Genomic DNA, 22,515 nt, shown 5'->3' with positions numbered 1-22,515 from the left:
GCTGGTCAAAACCAGCCTTTATTATTTTTCATATCTATTAAGCTAAATATTCTAAAAATTCCCCTACGGTGTGGAAAGATCCAAATACCAGCACAATGTCATTTTTATCCGCAGTTTTAACCGCTCTTTTCACACCTTCAACTACAGAATATTCAGAAACACTTCTTGCTGATGGACAAACTGATGTTAATTTTGCATTTAAGTCATCACCTGATTGACCACGGTAACCACCTAATGTTACACAATGCCATTGGTCAATAACGGAAGTAAGTTGGGTAAACACCGACTCGGCATCTTTATCTTTTAACATACCGCAAACGGCAATGATACGACCTGAAATCTGTGCTTTAAGTGCGGTCAATTTTTCGGCTAAATATTTTGCTGCATGAGGGTTATGCCCAACATCGATAATCACTTTTGGTAACTGTGAATAAGGTACACTCAATCGCTCTGCCAGTTTCTCTAACTGGTTGCCTTTCAATTGTTGGAAACGACCAACTAATTCCACTTCAATTAATGAACGTTTAATGGTCTCGACAGAAATATCAAAAGGTAATTGCTCAACAGCCGCCAAAGCGGTTGCTGCATTGGCTAATGGAATTTGGCAAAACGGCAGATTTTCTAACCGCACTTTGTTGCTCTGCCACATCCAAGTTTGCTCATTAGCTTTAAACGACCAAGTGACATCTCGGCGTGAAACGTAGCAATGTAATTTCTCCGCTTGTTCTAACATAGGTTGCGGAACATTTGGTTCGCCAATTACAACCGGTTTATTCGCACGGAAAATCCCCGCTTTTTCAAAGCCAATTTCTTCGCGAGTTGACCCAAGAAAATCCGTATGATCAATATCAATACTGGTGATAACCGCCAGATCATTATCGACAATATTCGTTGCATCCAAACGCCCACCAAGCCCCACTTCTAAAATAACGACATCAAGCTTCGCTTGTTTAAATAAATGCAAAGCTGATAAGGTGCTAAATTCAAAATAAGTGAGGGATTGCGTTTTATGCTTTTCGATGAAATCAAAAGAAGCGGTATGCATTTCATCCGGCAAGTCTTGATTTTGAATACGAACACGTTCGTTATAACGTAATAAATGGGGGGAAGAATACACACCCACACGCAAGCCGCGATTTAACAAAATGGTTTCAAGCAAACGGCAAGTTGTGCCTTTACCATTTGTGCCCCCCACCGTGATCACATAAGGTGCGGGGTTCAAAAGGTCCAGTTCCTCTGCCACTAACTTAATACGTTCTAGCCCTAAATCAATCGCTTTAAAGTGACTGTTTTCCAAATAAGAAAGCCACTCAGCGAGTGGCGAAGTGGCTTTTAAATTCATTATATTAGGCATTTTCAACAACTTCTACTTCAACAAAAGGTGAAGGTTGATTGGTGAGTTTACTTAAAAGGTTTCCAAGGGTTGAACGCATTTCTGAACGTTTCACGATCATATCAATCGCCCCTTTCTCGAGTAAGAATTCACTACGTTGGAAGCCTTCTGGTAATTTTTCACGTACGGTTTGTTCGATAACACGTGGGCCCGCAAAACCAATTAATGCTTTTGGCTCAGCAATGTTTACATCACCTAACATCGCAAAACTTGCAGATACCCCACCTAATGTTGGGTCGGTTAATACAGAAATAAACGGCACACCTTTTTCACGCATTTTTGCCAACACCGCACTGGTTTTCGCCATTTGCATTAAGGAGAAAAGTGCTTCTTGCATACGTGCACCACCACTTGCAGAGAAACAAACAAACGGACAATTTAATTCCATTGCTTTTTCCGCCGCTTTCACAAATTTTGCACCCACAACCGATCCCATTGAGCCGCCCATGAAGCTAAAGTTTGAAGCAGCAACAACAATCGGCATATTGTAAAGTGTACCTGTCATTGTGATTAACGCATCTTTTTCGCCCGTTTCTTTTTGAGCTGCAGAAATACGATCTTTATATTTTTTTAAATCTTTAAATTTAAGAATATCTTTTGGTTCTAAATCAGCCGATAATTCTTGGCTTGAACCTTCATCTAACAAGGCTAAAAGGCGCTCACGAGCATCAATACGCATATGATGACCGCACTTTGGACAAACATATAAATTACGTTTTACTTCTTCGCCGTAAAGAACTTGTTCACAAGAGGTACATTTTGTCCAAACCCCTTCTGGTACGTTAGCTTTACGTGATGCAGAGGAAGAGGTTCCTTTGCTAAAAATTCTATCAATCCAGCTCATTTTTTACCTTTTTTATTAACTAGAAAAGTTTGCGTATTTAATCATAATTTAGCAAAATTTGCTAGTCAGATGAGATTATCTTCTAAAAACAATGGCCCTAAATTTTTCTGTGGAATCGCAAATTTTTCAGGGTAAATGACATTGACTAAATATAAGCCTTCGGGTTTCGCTGTTGGAGCCGCTAATTTACGATCTTTTTGCTCTAACAACCATTTCATCCACTCAACAGGTTGATTGCCTGCGCCGACTTCAATCAGGCTTCCCACAATGTTGCGTACCATATGATGCACAAAAGCATTGGCTTGAATATCCACAATAATATACTGCCCTTTTCGTACCACATTTAAATGATGCACATTTCGCCAAGGGGTATTTGATTGACACTGTGCCGCACGGAAAGAAGAAAAATCATTTTCGCCCAATAAAAACTGCCCCGCTTGGCGCATTTTCTTTTCATCTAAATCTAAATGGCAATGGGTAATTCCTTCCGGCAAAATGGCTGAACGCAATTTATTACAATACAAAATATAACGATAGCGACGCGCGGTTGCCGAGAAACGAGCATGAAATTCATCATCTACCACTTTTGCCCAACTTACTGAAATATCATCAGGCAAATTCGCGTTAGTACCAAATGCCCAGGCTTTTTCAGGCCGAACAGCTGTGGTTTCAAAATGCACGACTTGTCCTGTGCCATGCACACCTGAGTCTGTTCTGCCTGCACAAAACACTTCAATTTTTTCATTTGCCACAAAAGATAACGCTTTTTCTAATTCTTCTTGTACACTACGCACTTTCTCTTGTCGCTGCCAGCCACAATACTGTTTTCCGTTATATTCAATACCTAAGGCTATCTTCATTGGAAAATACTCCTAAAACGATTTCAAATTTGACCGCACTTTGCCCGAAAAGAAAAAACACCAATAACTCATCATTATTGGTGTTCTTATCACAAGCTAAAAATTAAGCACGTTTGAAGTCAATGTGAACCAATTTTGGTTTGAATGGGTGACGTTGCATTGCTTGAACTTTCACTGCAACTTCTTTACCTTCAACCACTAAAGTGATTACATCACTATAGAAAGAATCGTGAGCTTGTGCGTTGTTTAATTCATCATGATTTAAGATGATTGAAACAGGTGCTTCGCTGCCACCATAAATGATTGCAGGGATTTGACCGTTGTGACGCAGGCGGCGGCTCGCACCCTTACCTTGCGCTTGACGAACTTCAGCGTTAAATTTAAATGCCATTTTAATGTTCTCTTGATTAAAAGTTTAAAATAAAAAATTGCAGGCGACCCAGCAATTTTCCTAAATTTGCTCAAAGACAAACTTTGAGAGCGACGGATTATAAAATATTCAGCCCCACAATGCAAATTTACACAGCAATTTTTTTCTAGGCTTTTCAAAGCAAAGCGATTAAAATAAGCCCCAATTTTTAATTAATTTTAACTAACTGATTGTAAGTGGGTTTCAAATGGAATTTCTTATCAGCTTTTTTACCGATTACGGTTATTGGGCGGTGCTATTTGTTCTTATTATTTGTGGTTTTGGGGTACCCATTCCAGAAGATATCACACTTGTATCCGGCGGTGTAATCGCTGGCCTCTATCCTGAAAGCGTCAATTCCCACTTAATGTTAGTCGTGAGTATGATTGGCGTACTTGCCGGCGATTCAACCATGTACTGGCTTGGTCGCATTTACGGAACGCGTATTTTGCGTTTCCGCCCAATGCGTAAAATCATCACATTAGAACGCCTCAAAATGGTGCGTGAAAAATTTGCCCAATACGGCAACCGTGTTTTATTTGTGGCTCGTTTCCTTCCAGGATTACGCGCACCAATTTATATGGTTTCAGGCATCACCCGCCGTGTCAGCTACACTCGCTTTGTATTCATTGATTTCTGTGCCGCGATTATTTCTGTGCCAATTTGGGTTTACCTTGGCGAATTTGGTGCGAAAAACTTAGATTGGTTACACGAGCAAATTAAAAAAGGCCAACTCGTGATTTATATCCTAATCGGTGTTTTAGCTCTGTACCTATTTTGGAAATGGAAAAAAGCGAAGAAATCCAAAGCCAACTAATATCATACAATCCAATAAAAAGTGCGGTAAAAAAACAACATTGTTTTCTACCGCACTTTTTCATTCCAACTAAGCTTTAGCTGCTAAATATCGTTCTACTGTATCCACAATCGCTTGTGTTTGCGGATCGATTTCGATATTCACTAAGTCGCCAATTTGGCGTTTGCCGATTAGAGTTCTATGTAAGGTTTCAGGAATTAAATTCACGCAGAATTCATCATCTTTCACTTCACCAATAGTAAGACTGATGCCGTCAATCGCGATAAATCCTTTGGTGAGGATATATTTCACCACATCTTTATTAGGTAATTTAAACCAAACCTGACGATTGTTTTCGCTTTCAATAATTTGTGAAACGCTTGCGGTGCAATAAACGTGGCCGGATAAAATATGTCCGCCAATTTCTGCGCCCATTTGCATTGCGCGTTCGATATTGACAAAATCCCCTGCTTTTAAACTGCCGAGATTGGTGATGCGTAAGGTTTCTTGCATTAAGTCAAAGCTCACAAGATCATCATGAATGTCAGTTACTGTTAAGCACACACCGTTATTCGCCACGGATGCACCGATTTCTAAGCCTTTTCGCATTTCAGCTGGTAATTTTACGATCTGTGTTCTAAAATTATCGCTGTCTTTAATTGCATAAATTTGGGCGATGCCCTGTACAATACCCGTAAACATTATTATTCCTTTATTAAAAATTTTTCCAATATTATAGCAAAATTTATGAATTCTCGTCTTTTTTCTCAATACCGTATTGATATTCAAAAACTTATCCGGATTGCAACACCTATCGGTCTTGCCCAGTTAGCTCAAACTGGCATGGGTACCGTGGATGTGATTATGGCGGGGCGTGTCAGCTCAGCTGATGTAGGCGGTGTTGGTATTGGTGCCTCCATTTGGCTACCTTTGGTACTTTTCGGACAAGGCTTATTACTCGCCTTGCCACCAACAATTTCCTATTTAAATGGATCTGGACAACGCCATCGCATTGCTCACCAAGTGAGACAAGGCCTTTGGATTTTATTTTTAGTGATGATACCCCTTGCACTCATCATCTATCATAATGATTTCATATTGCAGTTTATGAATATGGATGCCCACATGGCAGATGTGACGATGAATTATTTGCGTGCGATGGTGTGGGGCTTACCAGCCTATTTATTGCTGATTAATTTCCGCTGTTTGAATGATGGCATTGCTAAAACAAAACCCGCCATGGTGATTACCTTCATGGGGTTAATGCTGAACATTCCGCTGAATTATATGTTTATTTACGGCAAATTTGGTGCACCTGCATTGGGCGGTGTCGGTTGTGGTGTGGCAACGGCTATTGTCAACTGGGCGATGGCAATCTTGATGATTACCTATTCTGCCAAAAACTATAACGAACGTAGTTTGAAAGTCTTTGAAAAGATTATTGAAAAGCCAGACATCAAAACACTGAAAAAATTGACCGCACTTGGCTTGCCGATCGCGATTGCACTATGTAGTGAAGTGTCACTGTTTGCCTTGAGTAGTTTATTACTTTCCCCATTAGGCGCAGATGTGGTCGCCAGCCACCAAATTGCCTTAAACACCAGTGCCGTAGCTTTTATGTTCCCAATGTCTATTTCCATGGCGGCAACCATTTTAGTGGCGCAAGAACTGGGTAATCATGCGCCACAAAAAGCCAAAATCATGGCTTACGCTGCTATTGTTCTTGGCTTGATTGCAGCAAGTGTATTGGCTTTGGTGATTTGGGTATTTAGTGCAGAAATCGCTACATTAATTGTGGGTGATAATGCCACCGTTATTGCCCTTTCAAGCAGCTTATTAGCGATAGCGGCGATTTATCAATTTTCAGATTCAGTGCAAGTCGTCGTGATCGGTATTTTACGTGGTTATAAAGACACTAAAATTATCCTTTATATCACGTTACTTGCCTATTGGGGCGTGGGTATTCCGGTTGGGTATATTCTTTCCCGCACGGATTGGATTATTCCAAGCATTGGTGCAAAAGGTTTCTGGGTAGCATTTATCATTGCCTTAACCATTGCCGCTGCTTTACTCTTTATGCGGATGCGAAAAATCCAATCACAATCTGATGAAGCCATTATTCAACAGTTAGAAAGATTGAAGTAGTTGAATTCAAAAGTGCGGTCGAATTTGACCGCACTTTATTATTCTTGAATTTAAAGTTAGACGCTTTTTAAACTGCATCCTATGCATATGAGTTACCCTCATCTTCATATCGTTTATATACACACAGATAATCATCAAAAGATAATGATATAGGGTAATCGACTCTTATGAAATTCTCATCAATATTATAATTTTCATTGAAGTTAGAAATAATACTCGTACCAATTTCATATATCTCTTCATTCCAATAATCAGAGATTGGACCATCAATCACAACACAAATACTGATACAATTTCTATCTATTTTCACAAAAACGCCTCGAACTTCTTTCGTTATTTTTCCAAGTAAAGCATCCTGTGTAACAATTCTTAACCTTATAATTTCATTATTCATTGAAACTCTATTCCTTTTTATCGTCCCCAAAATTAATACTTATTAGGAAATTGATGTCATCAAAAGGTAAAAAGTGCGGTCAAATTTAACCGCACTTTTATCTTTTACATTACCACTACATCAAATTGTTCTTGGTTGTAGTACTGTTCTGTTTTGACTTGAACCTGTTTACTGATGAACATTTCAATCTCTGGCAATAAACCGTGAGATTCTTCTTTGATTAAGTAATCCGCCACAGCAGGAGACGCATACACCACAAATTGTTCACTCGAGAATAAGTGGTTAACACGAATGATCTCACGCATAATTTCGTAACATACTGTTTCGACGGTTTTCACACGTCCACGACCTTGACAAGTTGGGCATTCATCACACAATACATGCTCTAAACTTTCGCGAGTACGTTTACGCGTCATTTCCACTAGGCCAAGTTGAGTAAAGCCATTTACATTGGTTTTTACGCGATCTTTCGATAGGGCCTCTTCCAAGGATTCAATCACGCGATTGCGATGCTCATCGGTTTGCATATCAATAAAATCAATAATGATAATACCGCCTAAATTACGTAGTTGTAGCTGCTGAGCAATAGCTTTAGTGGCTTCAATATTGGTGTTAAAAATGGTTTCGTCTAAATTTCGATGACCAACGAATGCTCCCGTATTGATATCAATGGTCGTCATGGCTTCGGTTTGCTCAATAATGAGATAGCCGCCTGATTTTAAATTCACGCGTTTCTCTAAGGCATTTTGAATACCACGTTCTACGCCATAAATATCAAAAATCGGCTGACTGCCCGTATAAAGCATTAATTTTTCACTCAATTCAGGCATAAATTCATCGGTAAATTCTTTCACTTCGTTAAAACAAAGTTTGGAATCGATATGAATTTTCTCTAAATTAGAGCCGATAAAATCACGCAAAATACGCTGTGGCAATGCGGGTTCGCCATAAATTTTAGAACGGGTTGGGTATTTTCCTTTGCGTTCAAGCACTTTACGCCATAAACGTTTTAAAAATTCTGCATCTTGGCGTAACTCTTCTTCCGTTGCACCTTCGGTAGCGGTACGAATAATAAAGCCGCCTAACTCATCACAAAAAGGCTCAACTAACGCTTTTAATCTTGCGCGTTCTTCTTCGCTTTCAATACGTTGTGAGACACCTACATGGCTATTTTCTGGCATAAAGACGAGATAACGAGAAGGCAATGTAATATCCGTGGTTAATCTTGCACCTTTGGTGCCCAAAGGATCTTTTACCACTTGTACTACGATATCTTGCCCTTCGCGTACGAGTTCAGAAATGCTTTTTGCTCGGAATTGCTTTTGCTCGTTCACATCCACACATTCGGTATGTGAAACAATATCGGATGCATGTAAAAATGCCGCTTTTTCTAAACCGATATCCACAAACGCGGACTGCATTCCCGGTAAAACACGGGTTACTCGTCCTTTATAAATATTCCCCACGATGCCACGTTTGGCTTGACGCTCAATGTGAACTTCTTTTAAAACGCCCGTTTCCACCAGCGCAACGCGGGTTTCATTGGGCGTAACATTCATTAATAATTCAACAGAATTCATTTTTGCGACCTTAGTTTTAATGGTATAAGTCTATCGAAAAGGAAAATAGAATAATAGACCCAAATAAGGTAAAATATGACCTTTCTCAAATTTTCATGACTTTTTTTGGGGTACTTAATGTTTGGTTTAGACCCAACACTTATTACTTTTAGTATTTATATTTTCGGCATGATTTTAATCGGTGTCCTTGCCTATTATTATACAAACAACTTATCCGATTATATTTTAGGCGGCCGTAAACTCGGGAGTTTTGTGACAGCGATGTCTGCTGGCGCATCTGATATGTCTGGCTGGTTATTAATGGGCTTGCCGGGTGCGGTGTATGTGTCTGGCCTGGTTGAAGGTTGGATCGCCATTGGTTTAATCCTCGGGGCTTACTTTAACTGGTTGCTCGTAGCTGGTCGTTTACGGATCTATACCGAATTTAACAACAATGCACTCACATTACCGGAATATTTCCACCATCGCTTTGGCACATCACATAATCTCTTAAAAATTGTGTCTGCAACAATCATCCTGGTATTCTTCACCATTTATTGTGGTTCCGGTGTGGTTGCTGGAGCGAAATTATTCCAAAACCTATTCTCAGTCGACTACTCCACTGCCATTTGGTACGGCGCATTAGCGACCATCGTCTATACCTTTATCGGTGGATTTTTAGCCGTAAGCTGGACGGATACCATTCAAGCCACATTGATGATTTTTGCACTGATTTTAACGCCTCTCTTTATCTTTTTAAGTTTGGGTGATGCATCACAATTTACTGAAGTGCTACATCAAGCAGAAATCGCAGCAAATAAAGACTTTACTGATTTATTTAGTTCTACTACACCATTAGGTTTATTAAGTTTAGCGGCTTGGGGCTTAGGTTATTTTGGTCAACCGCATATCCTTGCTCGTTTTATGGCTGCTTACTCGGTGAAATCTCTTATTAAAGCACGCCGCATCAGTATGACATGGATGGTGATTTGCCTCGCGGGTGCGATTGGTATTGGCTTCTTCGGTATTCCTTATTTCTTTGCTAACCCCAATGTGGCTGGTGTGGTAAATAATGAACCAGAACAAGTCTTTATTGAACTGGCTAAATTGCTCTTTAATCCATGGATTGCCGGTATTCTACTCTCTGCGATCTTGGCGGCAGTAATGAGTACACTTTCCGCTCAATTATTAATTTCTTCAAGCTCTATTACTGAAGATTTTTATAAAGGTTTTATTCGTCCAAAAGCTTCTGAAAAAGAATTAGTTTGGCTAGGTCGTGCAATGGTTTTAGTTATCGCGGGCATTGCAATTTGGATTGCTCAAGATGAAAACAGCAAAGTATTAAAACTCGTTGAATTTGCCTGGGCTGGCTTTGGTTCTGCATTTGGTCCTGTCGTGCTTTTCTCCTTATTCTGGAAACGTATGACTTCATCAGCAGCGATGGCGGGAATGGTTGTCGGCGCAGTGGTTGTCTTTGCTTGGAAATCGGTGATTCCTGAAACCAGTGAATGGTTTAATGTCTATGAAATGATCCCGGGATTCATCCTTGCTAGCCTGGCGATTATTGTGGTTTCTCTCCTTTCTGCAGAACCTGAAAATGAAGTAAAAGAAACCTTTGAGAAAGCAGAAAAAGCCTATAAGGAAGCAAAATAATGATTGATTTTCGTCCTTTTTATCAGCAAATTGCCACCACGAATTTATCGGCTTGGCTAGAAACATTGCCTTTACAGCTAAAAGAATGGGAAAAACAAACCCATGGTGATTATGCAAAATGGTCAAAAATCGTGGACTTTCTCCCTGATTTACAGGCAGACACTATCGATTTAAAAAATGCGGTGAAATCTGACCGCACTTCCCCACTATCAGAGGGCGAAAAACAACGCATTATCCATCATTTGAAGCAATTAATGCCGTGGCGAAAAGGACCTTATCATTTATTTGATATTCACGTGGATTGCGAATGGCATTCTGATTTCAAATGGGATCGTGTTTTGCCTCATCTTGCACCATTAAAAGATCGTACCATTTTAGATGTGGGCTGCGGTAGCGGCTACCATATGTGGCGAATGGTTGGTGAAGGCGCAAAAATGGTCGTTGGTATTGATCCAACCGAGCTTTTCCTTTGCCAATTTGAAGCGGTTCGAAAATTACTAAATAACGATCGTCGAGCTAACTTAATCCCATTAGGTATTGAAGAAATGCAACCACTTGCGGCATTTGATACGGTATTCTCAATGGGTGTGCTTTATCACCGTAAATCACCGTTCGATCATCTCACACAGCTAAAAAACCAATTAGTAAAAGGTGGCGAATTGGTGTTAGAAACCTTAGTGGTTGATGGCGATGTGAATACGGTATTAGTGCCTTCAGATCGCTATGCCAAAATGAAGAACGTGTATTTTATTCCTTCTGTTGCTGCACTCATTAATTGGTTGGAAAAAGTCGGCTTTACTAATGTGCGTTGTGTGGATGTCGCCACCACAACATTAGAAGAACAGCGTAAAACTGACTGGTTAGAAAATGAAAGCTTGATTGATTTCTTAGATCCAAACGATCACAGTAAAACCATCGAAGGCTATCAAGCCCCAACTCGTGCAGTGATTTTAGCCAATAAATAATGGTTTAAAAAAGCGCGGTCAAAAAATTCCATGTTTTTTGACCGCGCTTTGCTTTTCTATTTTAAGGCAATATGCACTGTAATCTCTTCACGATCGTGATACAAATGCTTCGCCTGAATATCAAATTCCAGTTCTTTTTCTGCTAACATCACCGCAAGATTTTCTAAGCACAACATTACTTCTTGATAGCGTTTTTTCATTGGTAATTTCAAATTGAAAATAGTTTCTCGGCACCAGCCGTTAATCAACCATTTCCCTATTAAATTCGCAATTCGACTTGGTTGCTCCACCATGTCACACACAAGCCAATCAATATGCTTGCGTTTTGGTGGGTGGAATTTAAATCCATCTTCTGGGCAGTGTTCTATTCTACCAGTATCATGCAAACTAGCTGCCATTTTGCCGTGATCAACCGCATACACAAATAAACCGCGCTTCACCAATTGATAAGTCCAACCGCCAGGGCAAGCACCGAGATCAACGCCAACCATATTTTCATTTAAGCGTTTACTTTCTTCATTTCGAGGAATAAAGGTTAAAATCGCTTCTTCCAATTTTAAAGTTGAACGACTTGGCGCATCCGCTGGGAATTTCAAACGTGGTATCCCCATAAAATGGGTTGAGTTATTGCCAAGATAGGAATACCCTACATAGCAGCAATTCGGCTGAGTGAAAAAACAATGTAAAATATGACCGCGCTTTGCATTCGGCTTACCTTGTAACCAACCTTGCTTTTTCAACGCTTGACGTAACGGCACAGTAAATTTTCGGCAAAATGTCGAAAGCTCTTTGGCTTCATTCGTATCTGCTGTTTCAACAAATAATTCTACCGCTTGCTTAAGATTAATGTCTTCTGCAATGCGTTTATATTGAGCAAGAATTGGCGAGATACGATCTTGAGGCTCGAGATTTTCTAAGAGATCTGACACAACGATCATTTGACGCGCAAAAATCAAGCGATTAAAAGGGATTTCTCGCGCTAAACGATCCGCATCACCCGGTTGATAACATTCAAAAATGACATAGCCGCTGTTTTCTACTACGCGAGCAAAACCAAATACACCACGCTCAGAAGCTCGGTCGGCAATTTCTGCAGCGACTTCTTTTTCAAAGCCAATTCGACAATATAAGGCTAATTTATTCATGTTTTCCTAATTTAATTGAATCTTTAATCCATGTTCTAAAGGCTTGAATTTGTTCATCATCTAAACGATCTAAATGATTGACCACATAGAATGATTTTGGATCCCGCAATTCGGCTGGTAACACAATTTGCAAATGACCGTTTTCAATTTCTTGCTGAGCCAAAATACGATTAGCTAACGCAATACCTTGCCCATGAACGGCCGCTTGCAATGCCATAAAGGTATGGCTAAATAACGGACCTTGCTGAATATTCAAATCATCTAATTTGAGATAATCCGCCATCGCTTGCCAGTTATCTCGAGTATGTGTGTGAATCAGCGTGTGCTTTTTCAAATCATCTGGACGACGAACGGGGATTTTCTCAAGCAATGAAGGTGCTGCCAAAATCACTAAATTTTCTTCACCTAACCGATCGACTTGTAAGTTTTCCCAATCGCCTTTGCCATAATAAATGGCAATATCAATTTCTTTATTCAATAAACCTTCATCTTGATCGACGCCCTTCAAGCGCACTTCAATTTCAGGGTGTTGTTTATTAAAATCGCTCAAATGTGGCACAAGCCATTGAATACCAAAGGTTTGTGGCACACTAATTGCCAAATGTGGCTCTGCTTTAAGTGTTAATAAACGTTCGGTCGCTTCATTTAATTTTCGTAAAATTTTATTGATATCAACAAAATAGGCTTTCCCAAATTCAGTCAATTCGAGCGAACGATTTTTGCGTATAAAAAGCTCGACACCTAAAAAATCTTCTAATAATTTTATTTGATGGCTCACTGCGGCTTGTGTCACAAAAAGTTCATCAGCAGCCTTTGTAAAACTTAAATGTCGAGCAGCTGATTCGAAAGACTTCAATGAATTCAGGGGAGGCAAACGTTTATACATAATTCTTCCCAACGGCTAAATTTTAGTTTATAATGAAAAAGATTCAATTCGGATTAGTTTTTTTTATGCATCAAATAAAAAAACATCATTTGTCCTTCCATTACCTTCTACCTACAATACACACATACTTAATGATTGGTAATTCCTTACAAGTTAATGAGTTTCAGACTTAAGTATGATGTTGTGTTTGCATATAGTTCGGTTCTCCGAACTGGAGTAACAATTAAGTTACTCATTTACTTCCTGTATATATTAAACCATTCTGGTTAAGCGCTGCTCGTTTCGAGCGGCGTTTTTTTATCCTTGGCATTTTAGCATAAGCAAAATTTTATTTCCTGACCAACTTCACAAATTTAAAAATCCAATAAAAATTTTGAGAAATCACAATATTTTTGTGTTTAAAGGTTTTCATAGTTATCGTAATGGTGTAGATTAACTGCATTTCCATTCATAAAATTATTTATACAAATTAAGGAAGCAAAATGAAAGACTTAGACTGGAACAATCTTGGATTTAGTTATATCAAAACAGATTACCGTTTCATCGCACATTGGAAAGATGGCAAATGGGATGAAGGTAAACTCACCACCGATAATATGCTACATATCCACGAAGGTTCAACGGCTATTCACTACGGTCAACAATGCTTTGAAGGCTTAAAAGCCTATCGTTGTAAAGACGGTTCAATCAACTTATTCCGTCCTGATCAAAATGCAAAACGCATGCAACACACGTCTGATCGCTTATTAATGCCACGAGTACCAACCGAATTATTTATCCGCGCTTGTAAAGAAGTGGTAAAAGCCAACCAAGAATGGTTAGGTCCTTACGGTTCTGGTGCTACGTTATATTTACGCCCTTTCCTATTTGGTACCGGTGAAAATATCGGTGTGAAAACTGCACCTGAATTTATTTTCTCTGTATTCTGCTGCCCAGTGGGTGCATACTTCAAAGGTGGTTTAGCACCATCTAACTTCATTACTACTGATTACGACCGTGCAGCCCCTATGGGTACGGGTGGCGTAAAAGTGGGTGGTAACTATGCTGCAAGCTTACTTCCACATGAATTAGCGGCAGAAGCTGGCACACCAGAGCGTAAATTTGCAGATGCGATCTATCTTGATCCAAAAACTCACACGAAAATTGAAGAAGTGGGTGCGGCAAACTTCTTTGGTATCACTAAAGATAATAAATTTATCACCCCAGCATCTGAATCCATTTTACCAAGTATCACCAAATACTCATTACTTCACATTGCAAAAGAACGTTTAGGTATGGAGGCTATCGAAGGTGATGTGTATATCGATCAACTTGATCAATTTGCAGAAGCGGGAGCTTGTGGTACTGCCGCAGTAATTACGCCAGTAGGCGGTATTCAACACAAAGGTAAATTCCACGTGTTCTATTCAGAAACTGAAGTGGGCCCTGTTACACGTAAACTTTACAATGAATTAACCGGTATTCAATTCGGTGATGTTGAAGCGCCAGAAGGCTGGATTGTAAAAGTAGAATAATCTCTTCCTTTCTATAAAAAAGTGAGACTCACGTAATTTAAGGACTAAGTTCTGTCATCTATAGGGCTTAGTCCTTTTAGTTTTACACGCTGAGATATCCCTTATTAATAATATTTTTTCACACAAAATATCTTCCAAATTGACCGCACTTTTCCCCTTTTCTTGTGTGCCTATCGTTCAAATTATGATCTTCATCACAGTTTTATTTAAACAGAACGATTAGAATAAAATTGTCCATTTTTTCAAACAAATAAGGAAGAAAATGATGACTCCCTCAGAGCTTATAGGCGAAGGAATTAATCTGATGTTTTCAGGGATGGGTTTTGTGTTGGTCTTTTTGCTCATTTTAATTTGGGCAATTGGAGTGATGTCTAAACTTATCAATCGATTCTTTCCTGAACCACATCCCGAACCAAAAACTTCCCCAAATTCAACCGCACTTTCTGCGGCACCAACTGACGATTTTGAGCGTTTACGTCCTGTGATTGCAGCGGCTATCGCACACCATCGCCGTACCCAACAGTTCAAATAACATAAGGATTTTACTATGACTAAAAAAATTAAAATGACAGAACTGGTGCTTCGTGATGCCCACCAATCACTTTTCGCAACTCGCTTGCGTCTTGATGATATGTTGCCAATTGCTCATGAATTAGATGATATCGGCTATTGGTCATTGGAAGCTTGGGGCGGTGCTACATTTGATAGCTGTATTCGCTTTTTAGGTGAAGATCCTTGGGTACGTTTGCGCGAATTGAAAAAAGCTTGTCCAAAAACCCCATTGCAAATGCTATTACGTGGTCAAAACCTATTAGGCTATCGTCACTATGCTGATGATGTAGTAGAACGTTTCGTAGAACGTTGTGTAGCGAATGGTATGGATGTTTTCCGCGTATTCGATGCGCTCAATGACCCGCGTAATATGAAAGCAGCGTTGCAAGCAGTACGTAAATTTGGTGGTCATGCTCAAGGGACATTAAGTTATACCACTAGTCCAGTTCATACCATGCAAACCTGGCTTGACACCACAGAACAATTACTTGAAATTGGTATCGACAGTTTGGTCATCAAAGACATGTCTGGTATTTTAAATCCAATGGCGGCAGCAGACTTAGTACGCGAAATCAAAAAACGTTTTGACGTAGAATTGCATTTACACTGCCACTCAACCACTGGTATGGCAGAAATGGCGTTATTAAAAGCGGTTGAAGCTGGTGTAGATGGTATTGATACGGCAATTTCTTCTATGTCAGGTACTTATGGTCACCCTGCAACAGAATCCATGGTCGCCACCTTACAAGGTACTGAATATGACACAGGTTTAGATATTCCTCGCTTGGAAAAAATTGCTGCTTATTTCCGTAATGTACGTAAAAAATACGCTAAATTTGAAGGTCAATTACGCGGTGTCGATAGCCGTATTTTAGTGGCACAAGTGCCAGGCGGCATGCTCACTAACTTGGAAAACCAATTAAAACAACAAAATGCGTCTGATAAATTAGATTTAGTGTTAGAAGAAATTCCACTCGTACGCAAAGACTTGGGTTATATTCCTCTTGTTACACCAACCTCTCAAATTGTTGGTACACAGTCTGTTATTAACGTACTTACTGGCGAACGCTACAAAACTATCGCCAAAGAAACTGCCGGAATTTTAAAAGGTGAATACGGTAAAACACCTGCACCGGTAGATAGTGCGTTGCAAGCTCGAGTATTAGAAGGTGCTGCGCCAGTAACTGACCGTCCAGCCGATCACATTGCACCTGAAATGGCGAAAATTGAAGCTGAAGTTGCTGAACAAGCTAAAGCGAAAGGCGTGAAATTGGCAGACAACGCCGTAGATGATGCTTTAATCGTGGCACTCTTCCCTCAAATTGCATGGAAATTCTTAGAAAACCGCAACAATCCTGCTGCCTTTGAACCAGCCCCAACTGGCAATGAAAGTGCGGTGGAAAATAAACCAGTTTCTAAAGCTGCACCAACTGCTTCTGGCTCCGCTGTTTATACCGTGGAATTGGAAGGTAAAGCTTTTGTGGTGAAAGTAAGCGAAGGCGGTGATATTTCTCATGTCGCGACTACAGCTCCTCAAGCTGCGCCACAAGCGGCTCCTGCTCCAGCAACGGGTGGCACTCCGGTAACAGCACCGATGGCGGGTAATATTTGGAAAGTTGTTGCAACAGAAGGTCAAACCGTAGCAGCTGGCGATGTATTATTCATTCTCGAGGCTATGAAAATGGAAACCGAAGTGAAAGCTGCACAGGCTGGTACAGTACGTGGCATTTGCGTTAAAGCTGGTGATGCTGTCGCGGTGGGTGACACCGTGATGACCTTAGCATAAGGAATGGTCTATGGAGAGTATTATTGCGTTAATCAAAGGGATGGGCATATTCCATCTGCAATGGGGGCAAGCAGTAATGATCGCTGTGAGCTTGCTGTTGCTGTGGCTTGCCATTTCGCGCAAATTTGAACCTTTGCTGTTGCTACCAATTGGTTTCGGCGGATTATTGTCAAATATCCCTGAAGCAGGGCTAGCCATGACAGCATTAGAGAATTTGCTTCATCTCGGCTCACCAGAGCAAATTGCGGTAATCGCCTCGCAGCTGGGTGTTTCACCCGATCTTGCTGCGATTAAAACAGCGATGACTTCCGCGCCAATATCCATGATAAATCAATTAGAAACTTTATCTGTGGATATGGGTTACAGCGCCGGTATTTTGGCTTTATTCTATAAAGTTGCGATTGGATACGGCATTGCACCATTGGTTATTTTTATGGGTGTAGGTGCAATGACAGACTTTGGTCCGTTATTAGCCAATCCAAAAACGTTGCTACTTGGTGCAGCTGCACAATTCGGCATTTTCGCTACCGTGCTTGGTGCGTTAGCCTTAAATTACTTCGGTATTATCGAATTCACACTGCCTCAAGCTGCCTCTATCGGTATTATCGGTGGTGCGGATGGTCCGACTGCGATTTATCTAACCAGTAAGCTGGCGCCTGAATTGCTTGGTGCTATTGCGGTGGCGGCTTATTCTTATATGGCGTTAGTGCCGTTGATTCAACCACCGATTATGAAAGCATTAACCACAGAAGAAGAACGCAAAATCCGCATGACGCAAATGCGCCATGTAAGTAATCGTGAAAAAGTGTTATTCCCGGTGATTTTGCTGTTGCTCGTTGGTTTACTCCTACCGGATGCTGCCCCATTACTCGGGATGTTCTGTTTCGGTAATCTCATGCGCGTCAGCGGCGTAGTAGAACGTTTAAGTGACACCACACAAAATGCCTTGATTAACATTGTAACCATTGTGCTTGGCTTGTCTGTGGGATCTAAACTTATCGCCGATAAATTCTTACAACCGCAAACGTTAGGCATTTTAATTCTTGGTGTAATTGCTTTCGGAATCGGTACAGGTAGCGGTGTATTAATGGCAAAATTGATGAATAAATTCAGCAAAAACAAAATTAACCCGCTTATTGGTTCTGCTGGTGTATCTGCCGTTCCTATGGCCGCTCGTGTTTCTAACAAAATCGGATTGGAAGCGGATAACCAAAACTTCCTCCTTATGCACGCGATGGGACCGAACGTTGCTGGTGTAATTGGCTCGGCTATTGCCGCTGGGGTCATGTTAAAATATGTCAGTACGTTGATGTAAGGTGAAAGATGCTGAAAAACACCTAAATGAGGTTCATTAAATAACAAAAAGAGCGGTCAAATTGACCGCTCTTTTATTTATTACAATCTTCTCTACTTAACCAAACTCATCACAAGGTTCTTCGCCCCCTTGAAATCCACTTTACCACTTCCGAGCATCGGGATTTCATCCACTAAGAAGACTTGGCTTGGTAGCATAATCGGCGGTACATTTAATCCTTTAATACGTTCATTGATCTCATCTAAAGAAAGTGCAGATTTAATTAAAAGCACAATGCTCTCGCCTTTTTTATCATCGCTCAAGGCAACAGCAACAAATTGATTTTCTTCATCAAATACTTGTGAAAGTTTCTCTTCCACGCTGCCGAGACTGATCATTTCTCCGCCGACTTTAGCAAATCGAGAATAACGATCCACAATGGTAATAAAGCCGTTATGATCGATATGGCCTTTATCGCCAGTTTTGTAATAACGAACACCGTCAATTTCAACAATCACTTCTGCTGTTTTTTCTGGTGCAGTCAAATAACCTTTCATGACTTGTCCACCACCAATCAAGATCAAACCGTCTTCGCCGACTGGTAATTCCTGCAAACTTTCTGGATCCACAATTTTAATAATGGTACCTGGTAATGGCATACCTACCGTACCAGCTTGATTAAAGGTAAATTCCTGTAAGGTTTCCGGATCAAGTAAATTAGGCATATTCACACTAGCTACCGGTGCTGTTTCAGTTGCGCCATAACCTTCGTAAATTTCCAAGCCAAATTTAAGTTTGAAGGCTTCTTTTACATCCGTTTTCAATTTTTCGGCGCCCGCAATAACCATACGTACGTTTTGTAGCATTAACGGATGGAATTTCTTATTGCGTACGTACAATCTAAAGAAAGTTGAAGTCCCAAATAAAATACTCACCCGATGTCGAGCACACATTTTTCCTACTGTCGCCCCATCTGTCGGATCCGCTACACTTACCATTTTAATGCCTTCACACAATGGCAATAAAGTTGTCACTGTTAAGCCGAATGAGTGGAAAATTGGTAAGGAATTCAAAATCACATCATCTTTGTGGAAATTTAATAATTCACCAATCTGTTTAATATTTGTCAGTAAGTTTTTATGGCTTAATTCAATGCCTTTTGGATCACCTTCACTACCACTACTGAATAAGATGGTTGCATTATCTTCCAAGCTTACATCTGCAAAGTAACGTAATTTAATCCACCATTGTGGCGCCAAAAACGCGGTTAAAAATGACCGCACTTTATTAGCCTTAGTGATCGATTTCCCTAAATTTTCCATAAAGAGGGCTTTATCAGCCACCACTTGGCTAAAGTCAAAACCTTTTGCGTTCAACTTATCCAAGAATTTTTCAGAGGTAATGACTTGTGAAATGTTGGCTTTTTTCAACGCTTTTTCCATCACTTCTGGGCTTAGTGTGTAGTTTAAATTTACCGGTACTTTGCCCATCACCATTAGGGTCATATTAATAATTGCCCCAATTGATGAACTTGGTAATAACACACCAATATTTTTTTCATTCCCTAAAGCAGTTTTTAAGGTTTTCACAAACATTAGCACTGCAGCAATAAATTTCAGGTTATTGAGTTTGGTGCCTTGTGCATCCACGGTAGCTTCTTTGAATAAATTCGATTTTGCTGAACTCAACCAATGATGCATCAGCGGTTTACGTTTACTCATGACTTTTTCCCATACGGAGAAAGAAAGTTCGAGTACTTTTTGCTTCATCGCTGTCGCATCAATAAAGCCATGAATTGGTTTACCAAATGCCACTAAAATTTCACGTTTACCTTGACGTTTAGTTAAATTCTTATAGAAAGAGTCCGCACGAGAGAAGCTACTGCCCCATAATCCACGTAAATAGAAAGGAACAGTCGTCACATTCTCTAAATCTTTTAATACATGCTCAAAGCCTTTTTGGAACTCATTGATTTGACCGTTATAGCTGATATGACCCTCTGGGAATAAAGCCACCACTTCACCACGCGCTAAATATTCACGAATAGTTTCAATAGATTCACGGCTTGAACCGCCACCAATTGGAATTACTTTGAAAATACGGAAGAACCAAGTGAGATACCATTTGTTGTAAATCGGACGATACATCACAAATTTAATCGCACGCGGGCTAGCCGCTTGTAACACCAACCAGTCAATCCAGCTAATATGGTTACCTAATAACAGCACGCCACCACTTTGTGGAAGATTTTTTAAGCCATCCACATGAAAACGGTAATTCGCTTTTAACGCAAAGAGCAAGAATAAACGCGTAAATAAATGAGGCACTTTCGACATGGTATATAAACTCGCAGCAAAACATGCAACCGAAGTCACTAAGAATAAACCTTGAGTCGAAACATTAAGTTGTACAAAAACAATGCTTAATAGCAAAAACACTACCATAAACACGTTTTGTACAAAGTTGTTACCTGCCATGATTTTGCCGCTGATTTTCTCTGGTGCGAAATACTGAATAGTCGCATTCAATGGCACGATCAATAAACCGCCAGAGAAACCAAAGACAAAAGAACAAAGTGCTAATACCACCCCGCTTTGGGCTAGGGTTAAGAAGAATAACGACACACAAATACCCAATGCACCAAGCGGAACAATACCTAACTCAATATGCAAACGAGAAGCACGACCAGCAAGATATGAACCAAGCGCAAGCCCTATTCCACTCACCGCAAGAATCGCTTGAATAACAATGGCATTATCTTCATGGAACATCGCTTTATAATGTGCAGGGAATGCCGCCACAATAATTTGTGACACGCCCCAAAACAGGCTTAATCCAATAACACTCAACCAAATATTTTGATCTGCTTTTAATGTGCGAACGTTATCTTTTAAATACCCTAAAGAAAGGTATTTTCTCATATCAAACTGACCATCTGTATTTTCAGCTTCTTGCTTAAAGAATGGGATTTTAAACGCAAAATAGGCTTCGAGTGCACTCAGTAATACTAATGCTACACCTATCACCCAAACACTTTGTAATACTTCATTCGGATCATCTGATGCTACATAATGCGCTTCAAAGAAGAAAGAAAATGTAAAAGAACTAAATAGAATGGCCACAATAGTAAGCGCTTGAATGACACCGTTTGCCATACCAATATTTTCAGTGCCCACAATTGATTTAATAATGCTATATTTGGCTGGAGAATAGACCGCACTTTGCGCTGCCAAAATCAATGTCAGTACAAAGGAAATGGCAAACATTCCAGTCATATAACTCAATAAAATCCCAGCACTAATCACCACAGCCGCCAAACTGCTATAGCGAATCACATTGGTGCGAGAAAATTTATCGTTAATAAATGCCGAAGGCGAAAATAAGAAAATAAATGGCAATAAAATCATGGCATTAATTAATGCCGTTAAAACAACCAAACTCTCACCTGAAAAACTTTTCAGCAACACATTTTGAATGGTAATTTTATGTGCCAAATCCACACTGGCATTAATAAAGGCAATGGCTAAATACGGTACAAAGCCAGCATATTTTAAGAGTTTCATTTCGCACTCTCCGCTTGATAAAGATTAAAGGTTTTCATATTCAAGAGATAAGGTTTTAACACCAACAATAAATCAAATAAATGTTTTAATTTTTCATCTTTTTGTTCGCTATTGGCTAATGCCGCTAAAGTCACATTCACCTCTTTTTCTGCTAACATTTTTGCTGCAACTAAATAAGCTTTCACTACATCCATTTCAGCTTCATCACAACGAGCTAAGATCGCCAAAATATCACGTTCTTTTGCCGTAAAAATACCTTCACGAGGATTCAATAAGCCTTCCGCTACCATGTCTTCTATTTGTTCAGCGGAAAGATGAAATTCTGCAGAGAGCTGCTCGACTGAAAATACTTCATTTTCAGCCCCCATGATAATGTCTAATAATCCAATAAGGCTTTCATAAGGATTATTCCAATCAAAACTAGGATGAGCAAAAAGTGCTTTAATTTGTGAAATCGTCGCATTGAAATTGCTTTGTAAATATTTAATAAAGCTGAGCAGCTCTACACAATATTCATCATAAAGATGAAAATTCGGTTTATCTTTTACTGGTTCTGGCAACAAACCTTCTTTCACATAGTACAGCACCGTGGATTTTGGTGTCTGACTAAGCTTAACCAAATCATTCATTTTTAACATAAGAATTTCCCTCTAGGTTGACTTGTTGTGTATTGTATCGTATAAAAATAAAAAGTAAATAGTGTTACTCTACGCTTTTATTGGATTTAATAAAAAAAGTTGTTCACCACATCATGAAC

At 39.8% G+C, this 22,515-nt stretch carries 19 protein-coding genes; 8 read left to right on the top strand and 11 right to left on the bottom strand.

Annotated features, from left to right (window positions below; all coding sequences use genetic code 11):
- Positions 1–37: 37 nt before the first annotated feature.
- The 4 genes from folC to rplY all read right to left on the bottom strand — a co-directional run bounded on the left by folC (position 38) and on the right by rplY (position 3,488).
- Positions 38–1,342, bottom strand: a complete 1,305-nt coding sequence (folC, locus tag DPV85_RS03445; RefSeq protein WP_111327259.1) for a bifunctional tetrahydrofolate synthase/dihydrofolate synthase — start codon at positions 1,340–1,342, stop codon at positions 38–40.
- 4 nt (positions 1,343–1,346) lie between these two features.
- Positions 1,347–2,237, bottom strand: coding sequence for an acetyl-CoA carboxylase, carboxyltransferase subunit beta (gene accD / locus DPV85_RS03440; protein WP_049381001.1), 891 nt, complete (start codon positions 2,235–2,237; stop codon positions 1,347–1,349).
- Between the two features lie 65 nt (positions 2,238–2,302).
- Positions 2,303–3,097 (bottom strand): tRNA pseudouridine(38-40) synthase TruA, encoded by a 795-nt coding sequence (truA, locus tag DPV85_RS03435; RefSeq protein WP_111327068.1) that lies wholly within the window; start codon positions 3,095–3,097, stop codon positions 2,303–2,305.
- Between the two features lie 103 nt (positions 3,098–3,200).
- A complete protein-coding gene (rplY, locus tag DPV85_RS03430) occupies positions 3,201–3,488 on the bottom strand; it encodes a 50S ribosomal protein L25 (protein ID WP_005698823.1) in 288 nt (95 codons plus the stop codon).
- A 226-nt stretch (positions 3,489–3,714) separates the two neighbouring features.
- On the opposite strand from rplY, the gene DPV85_RS03425 reads away from it, so the two are divergent.
- Positions 3,715–4,323 carry a DedA family protein gene (locus tag DPV85_RS03425; RefSeq protein WP_111327067.1) on the top strand — a complete coding sequence of 203 codons (609 nt, stop codon included), beginning with the start codon at positions 3,715–3,717 and terminating at the stop codon, positions 4,321–4,323.
- A gap of 69 nt (positions 4,324–4,392) precedes the next feature.
- Here DPV85_RS03425 and DPV85_RS03420 read toward each other — a convergent pair whose 3' ends face one another.
- Positions 4,393–5,004, bottom strand: coding sequence for a riboflavin synthase subunit alpha (locus tag DPV85_RS03420; protein WP_111327066.1), 612 nt, complete (start codon positions 5,002–5,004; stop codon positions 4,393–4,395).
- Positions 5,005–5,049: 45 nt separating this feature from the next.
- Here DPV85_RS03420 and DPV85_RS03415 point away from each other — a divergent pair, with 45 nt between their 5' ends.
- The gene (locus DPV85_RS03415; protein WP_111327065.1) at positions 5,050–6,447 is read left to right on the top strand and encodes an MATE family efflux transporter; all 1,398 of its coding nucleotides are present in this window, start codon (positions 5,050–5,052) and stop codon (positions 6,445–6,447) included.
- A gap of 79 nt (positions 6,448–6,526) precedes the next feature.
- Here the strand turns inward: DPV85_RS03415 and DPV85_RS03410 are convergent, their stop codons facing one another.
- Together DPV85_RS03410 and rng are read right to left on the bottom strand one after the other, a co-directional pair.
- A complete protein-coding gene (locus DPV85_RS03410; protein WP_111327064.1) occupies positions 6,527–6,841 on the bottom strand; it encodes a MafI2 family immunity protein in 315 nt (104 codons plus the stop codon).
- Positions 6,842–6,945: 104 nt separating this feature from the next.
- Complete coding sequence (gene rng / locus DPV85_RS03405) at positions 6,946–8,421, bottom strand: ribonuclease G (RefSeq protein WP_111327063.1); 1,476 nt, start codon at positions 8,419–8,421, stop codon at positions 6,946–6,948.
- A 117-nt stretch (positions 8,422–8,538) separates the two neighbouring features.
- On the opposite strand from rng, the gene putP reads away from it, so the two are divergent.
- Together putP and cmoB are read left to right on the top strand one after the other, a co-directional pair.
- Entirely contained in the window at positions 8,539–10,053 is a 1,515-nt protein-coding gene (putP, locus tag DPV85_RS03400) for a sodium/proline symporter PutP (protein ID WP_049368956.1), read from the top strand.
- Positions 10,053–11,018 carry a tRNA 5-methoxyuridine(34)/uridine 5-oxyacetic acid(34) synthase CmoB gene (gene cmoB, locus DPV85_RS03395; RefSeq protein WP_111327062.1) on the top strand — a complete coding sequence of 322 codons (966 nt, stop codon included), beginning with the start codon at positions 10,053–10,055 and terminating at the stop codon, positions 11,016–11,018. Before putP ends, cmoB begins: the two co-directional genes overlap by 1 nt.
- A gap of 56 nt (positions 11,019–11,074) precedes the next feature.
- Here the strand turns inward: cmoB and rlmM are convergent, their stop codons facing one another.
- Both rlmM and DPV85_RS03385 read right to left on the bottom strand, forming a co-directional pair.
- The gene (gene rlmM, locus DPV85_RS03390; protein WP_111327061.1) at positions 11,075–12,163 is read right to left on the bottom strand and encodes a 23S rRNA (cytidine(2498)-2'-O)-methyltransferase RlmM; all 1,089 of its coding nucleotides are present in this window, start codon (positions 12,161–12,163) and stop codon (positions 11,075–11,077) included.
- Positions 12,156–13,049, bottom strand: coding sequence for a transcriptional regulator GcvA (locus DPV85_RS03385; protein WP_111327060.1), 894 nt, complete (start codon positions 13,047–13,049; stop codon positions 12,156–12,158). The genes rlmM and DPV85_RS03385 overlap by 8 nt, the downstream gene beginning before the upstream one ends.
- Before the next feature lie 482 nt (positions 13,050–13,531).
- On the opposite strand from DPV85_RS03385, the gene DPV85_RS03380 reads away from it, so the two are divergent.
- The 4 genes from DPV85_RS03380 (at position 13,532) to DPV85_RS03365 (ending at position 18,216) form a co-directional block, all read left to right on the top strand.
- The gene (locus DPV85_RS03380; RefSeq protein WP_111327059.1) at positions 13,532–14,563 is read left to right on the top strand and encodes a branched-chain amino acid aminotransferase; all 1,032 of its coding nucleotides are present in this window, start codon (positions 13,532–13,534) and stop codon (positions 14,561–14,563) included.
- A 265-nt stretch (positions 14,564–14,828) separates the two neighbouring features.
- Positions 14,829–15,095: an oxaloacetate decarboxylase subunit gamma gene (locus tag DPV85_RS03375; protein ID WP_111327058.1), complete on the top strand. Its 267-nt coding sequence runs from the start codon at positions 14,829–14,831 to the stop codon at positions 15,093–15,095.
- A gap of 15 nt (positions 15,096–15,110) precedes the next feature.
- On the top strand, positions 15,111–16,901 hold the full coding sequence (gene oadA, locus DPV85_RS03370) for a sodium-extruding oxaloacetate decarboxylase subunit alpha (protein WP_111327057.1): 1,791 nt from the start codon (positions 15,111–15,113) through the stop codon (positions 16,899–16,901).
- Positions 16,902–16,911: 10 nt separating this feature from the next.
- Positions 16,912–18,216, top strand: coding sequence for a sodium ion-translocating decarboxylase subunit beta (locus DPV85_RS03365; RefSeq protein ID WP_111327056.1), 1,305 nt, complete (start codon positions 16,912–16,914; stop codon positions 18,214–18,216).
- Between the two features lie 92 nt (positions 18,217–18,308).
- Here DPV85_RS03365 and DPV85_RS03360 read toward each other — a convergent pair whose 3' ends face one another.
- Together DPV85_RS03360 and DPV85_RS03355 are read right to left on the bottom strand one after the other, a co-directional pair.
- Complete coding sequence (locus DPV85_RS03360) at positions 18,309–21,758, bottom strand: acyl-[ACP]--phospholipid O-acyltransferase (RefSeq protein ID WP_111327055.1); 3,450 nt, start codon at positions 21,756–21,758, stop codon at positions 18,309–18,311.
- Complete coding sequence (locus DPV85_RS03355; protein WP_111327054.1) at positions 21,755–22,396, bottom strand: MerR family transcriptional regulator; 642 nt, start codon at positions 22,394–22,396, stop codon at positions 21,755–21,757. Before DPV85_RS03355 ends, DPV85_RS03360 begins: the two co-directional genes overlap by 4 nt.
- Between the last annotated feature and the right edge of the window lie 119 nt (positions 22,397–22,515).

It is taken from the genome of Haemophilus parainfluenzae, from assembly GCF_003252725.1.
Classification (GTDB): Bacteria; Pseudomonadota; Gammaproteobacteria; order Enterobacterales; family Pasteurellaceae; genus Haemophilus_D; species Haemophilus_D parainfluenzae_L.
The sequence above is the reverse complement of the archived record's forward strand: the minus strand, read 5'-3'. Positions and strand labels throughout refer to the sequence as shown.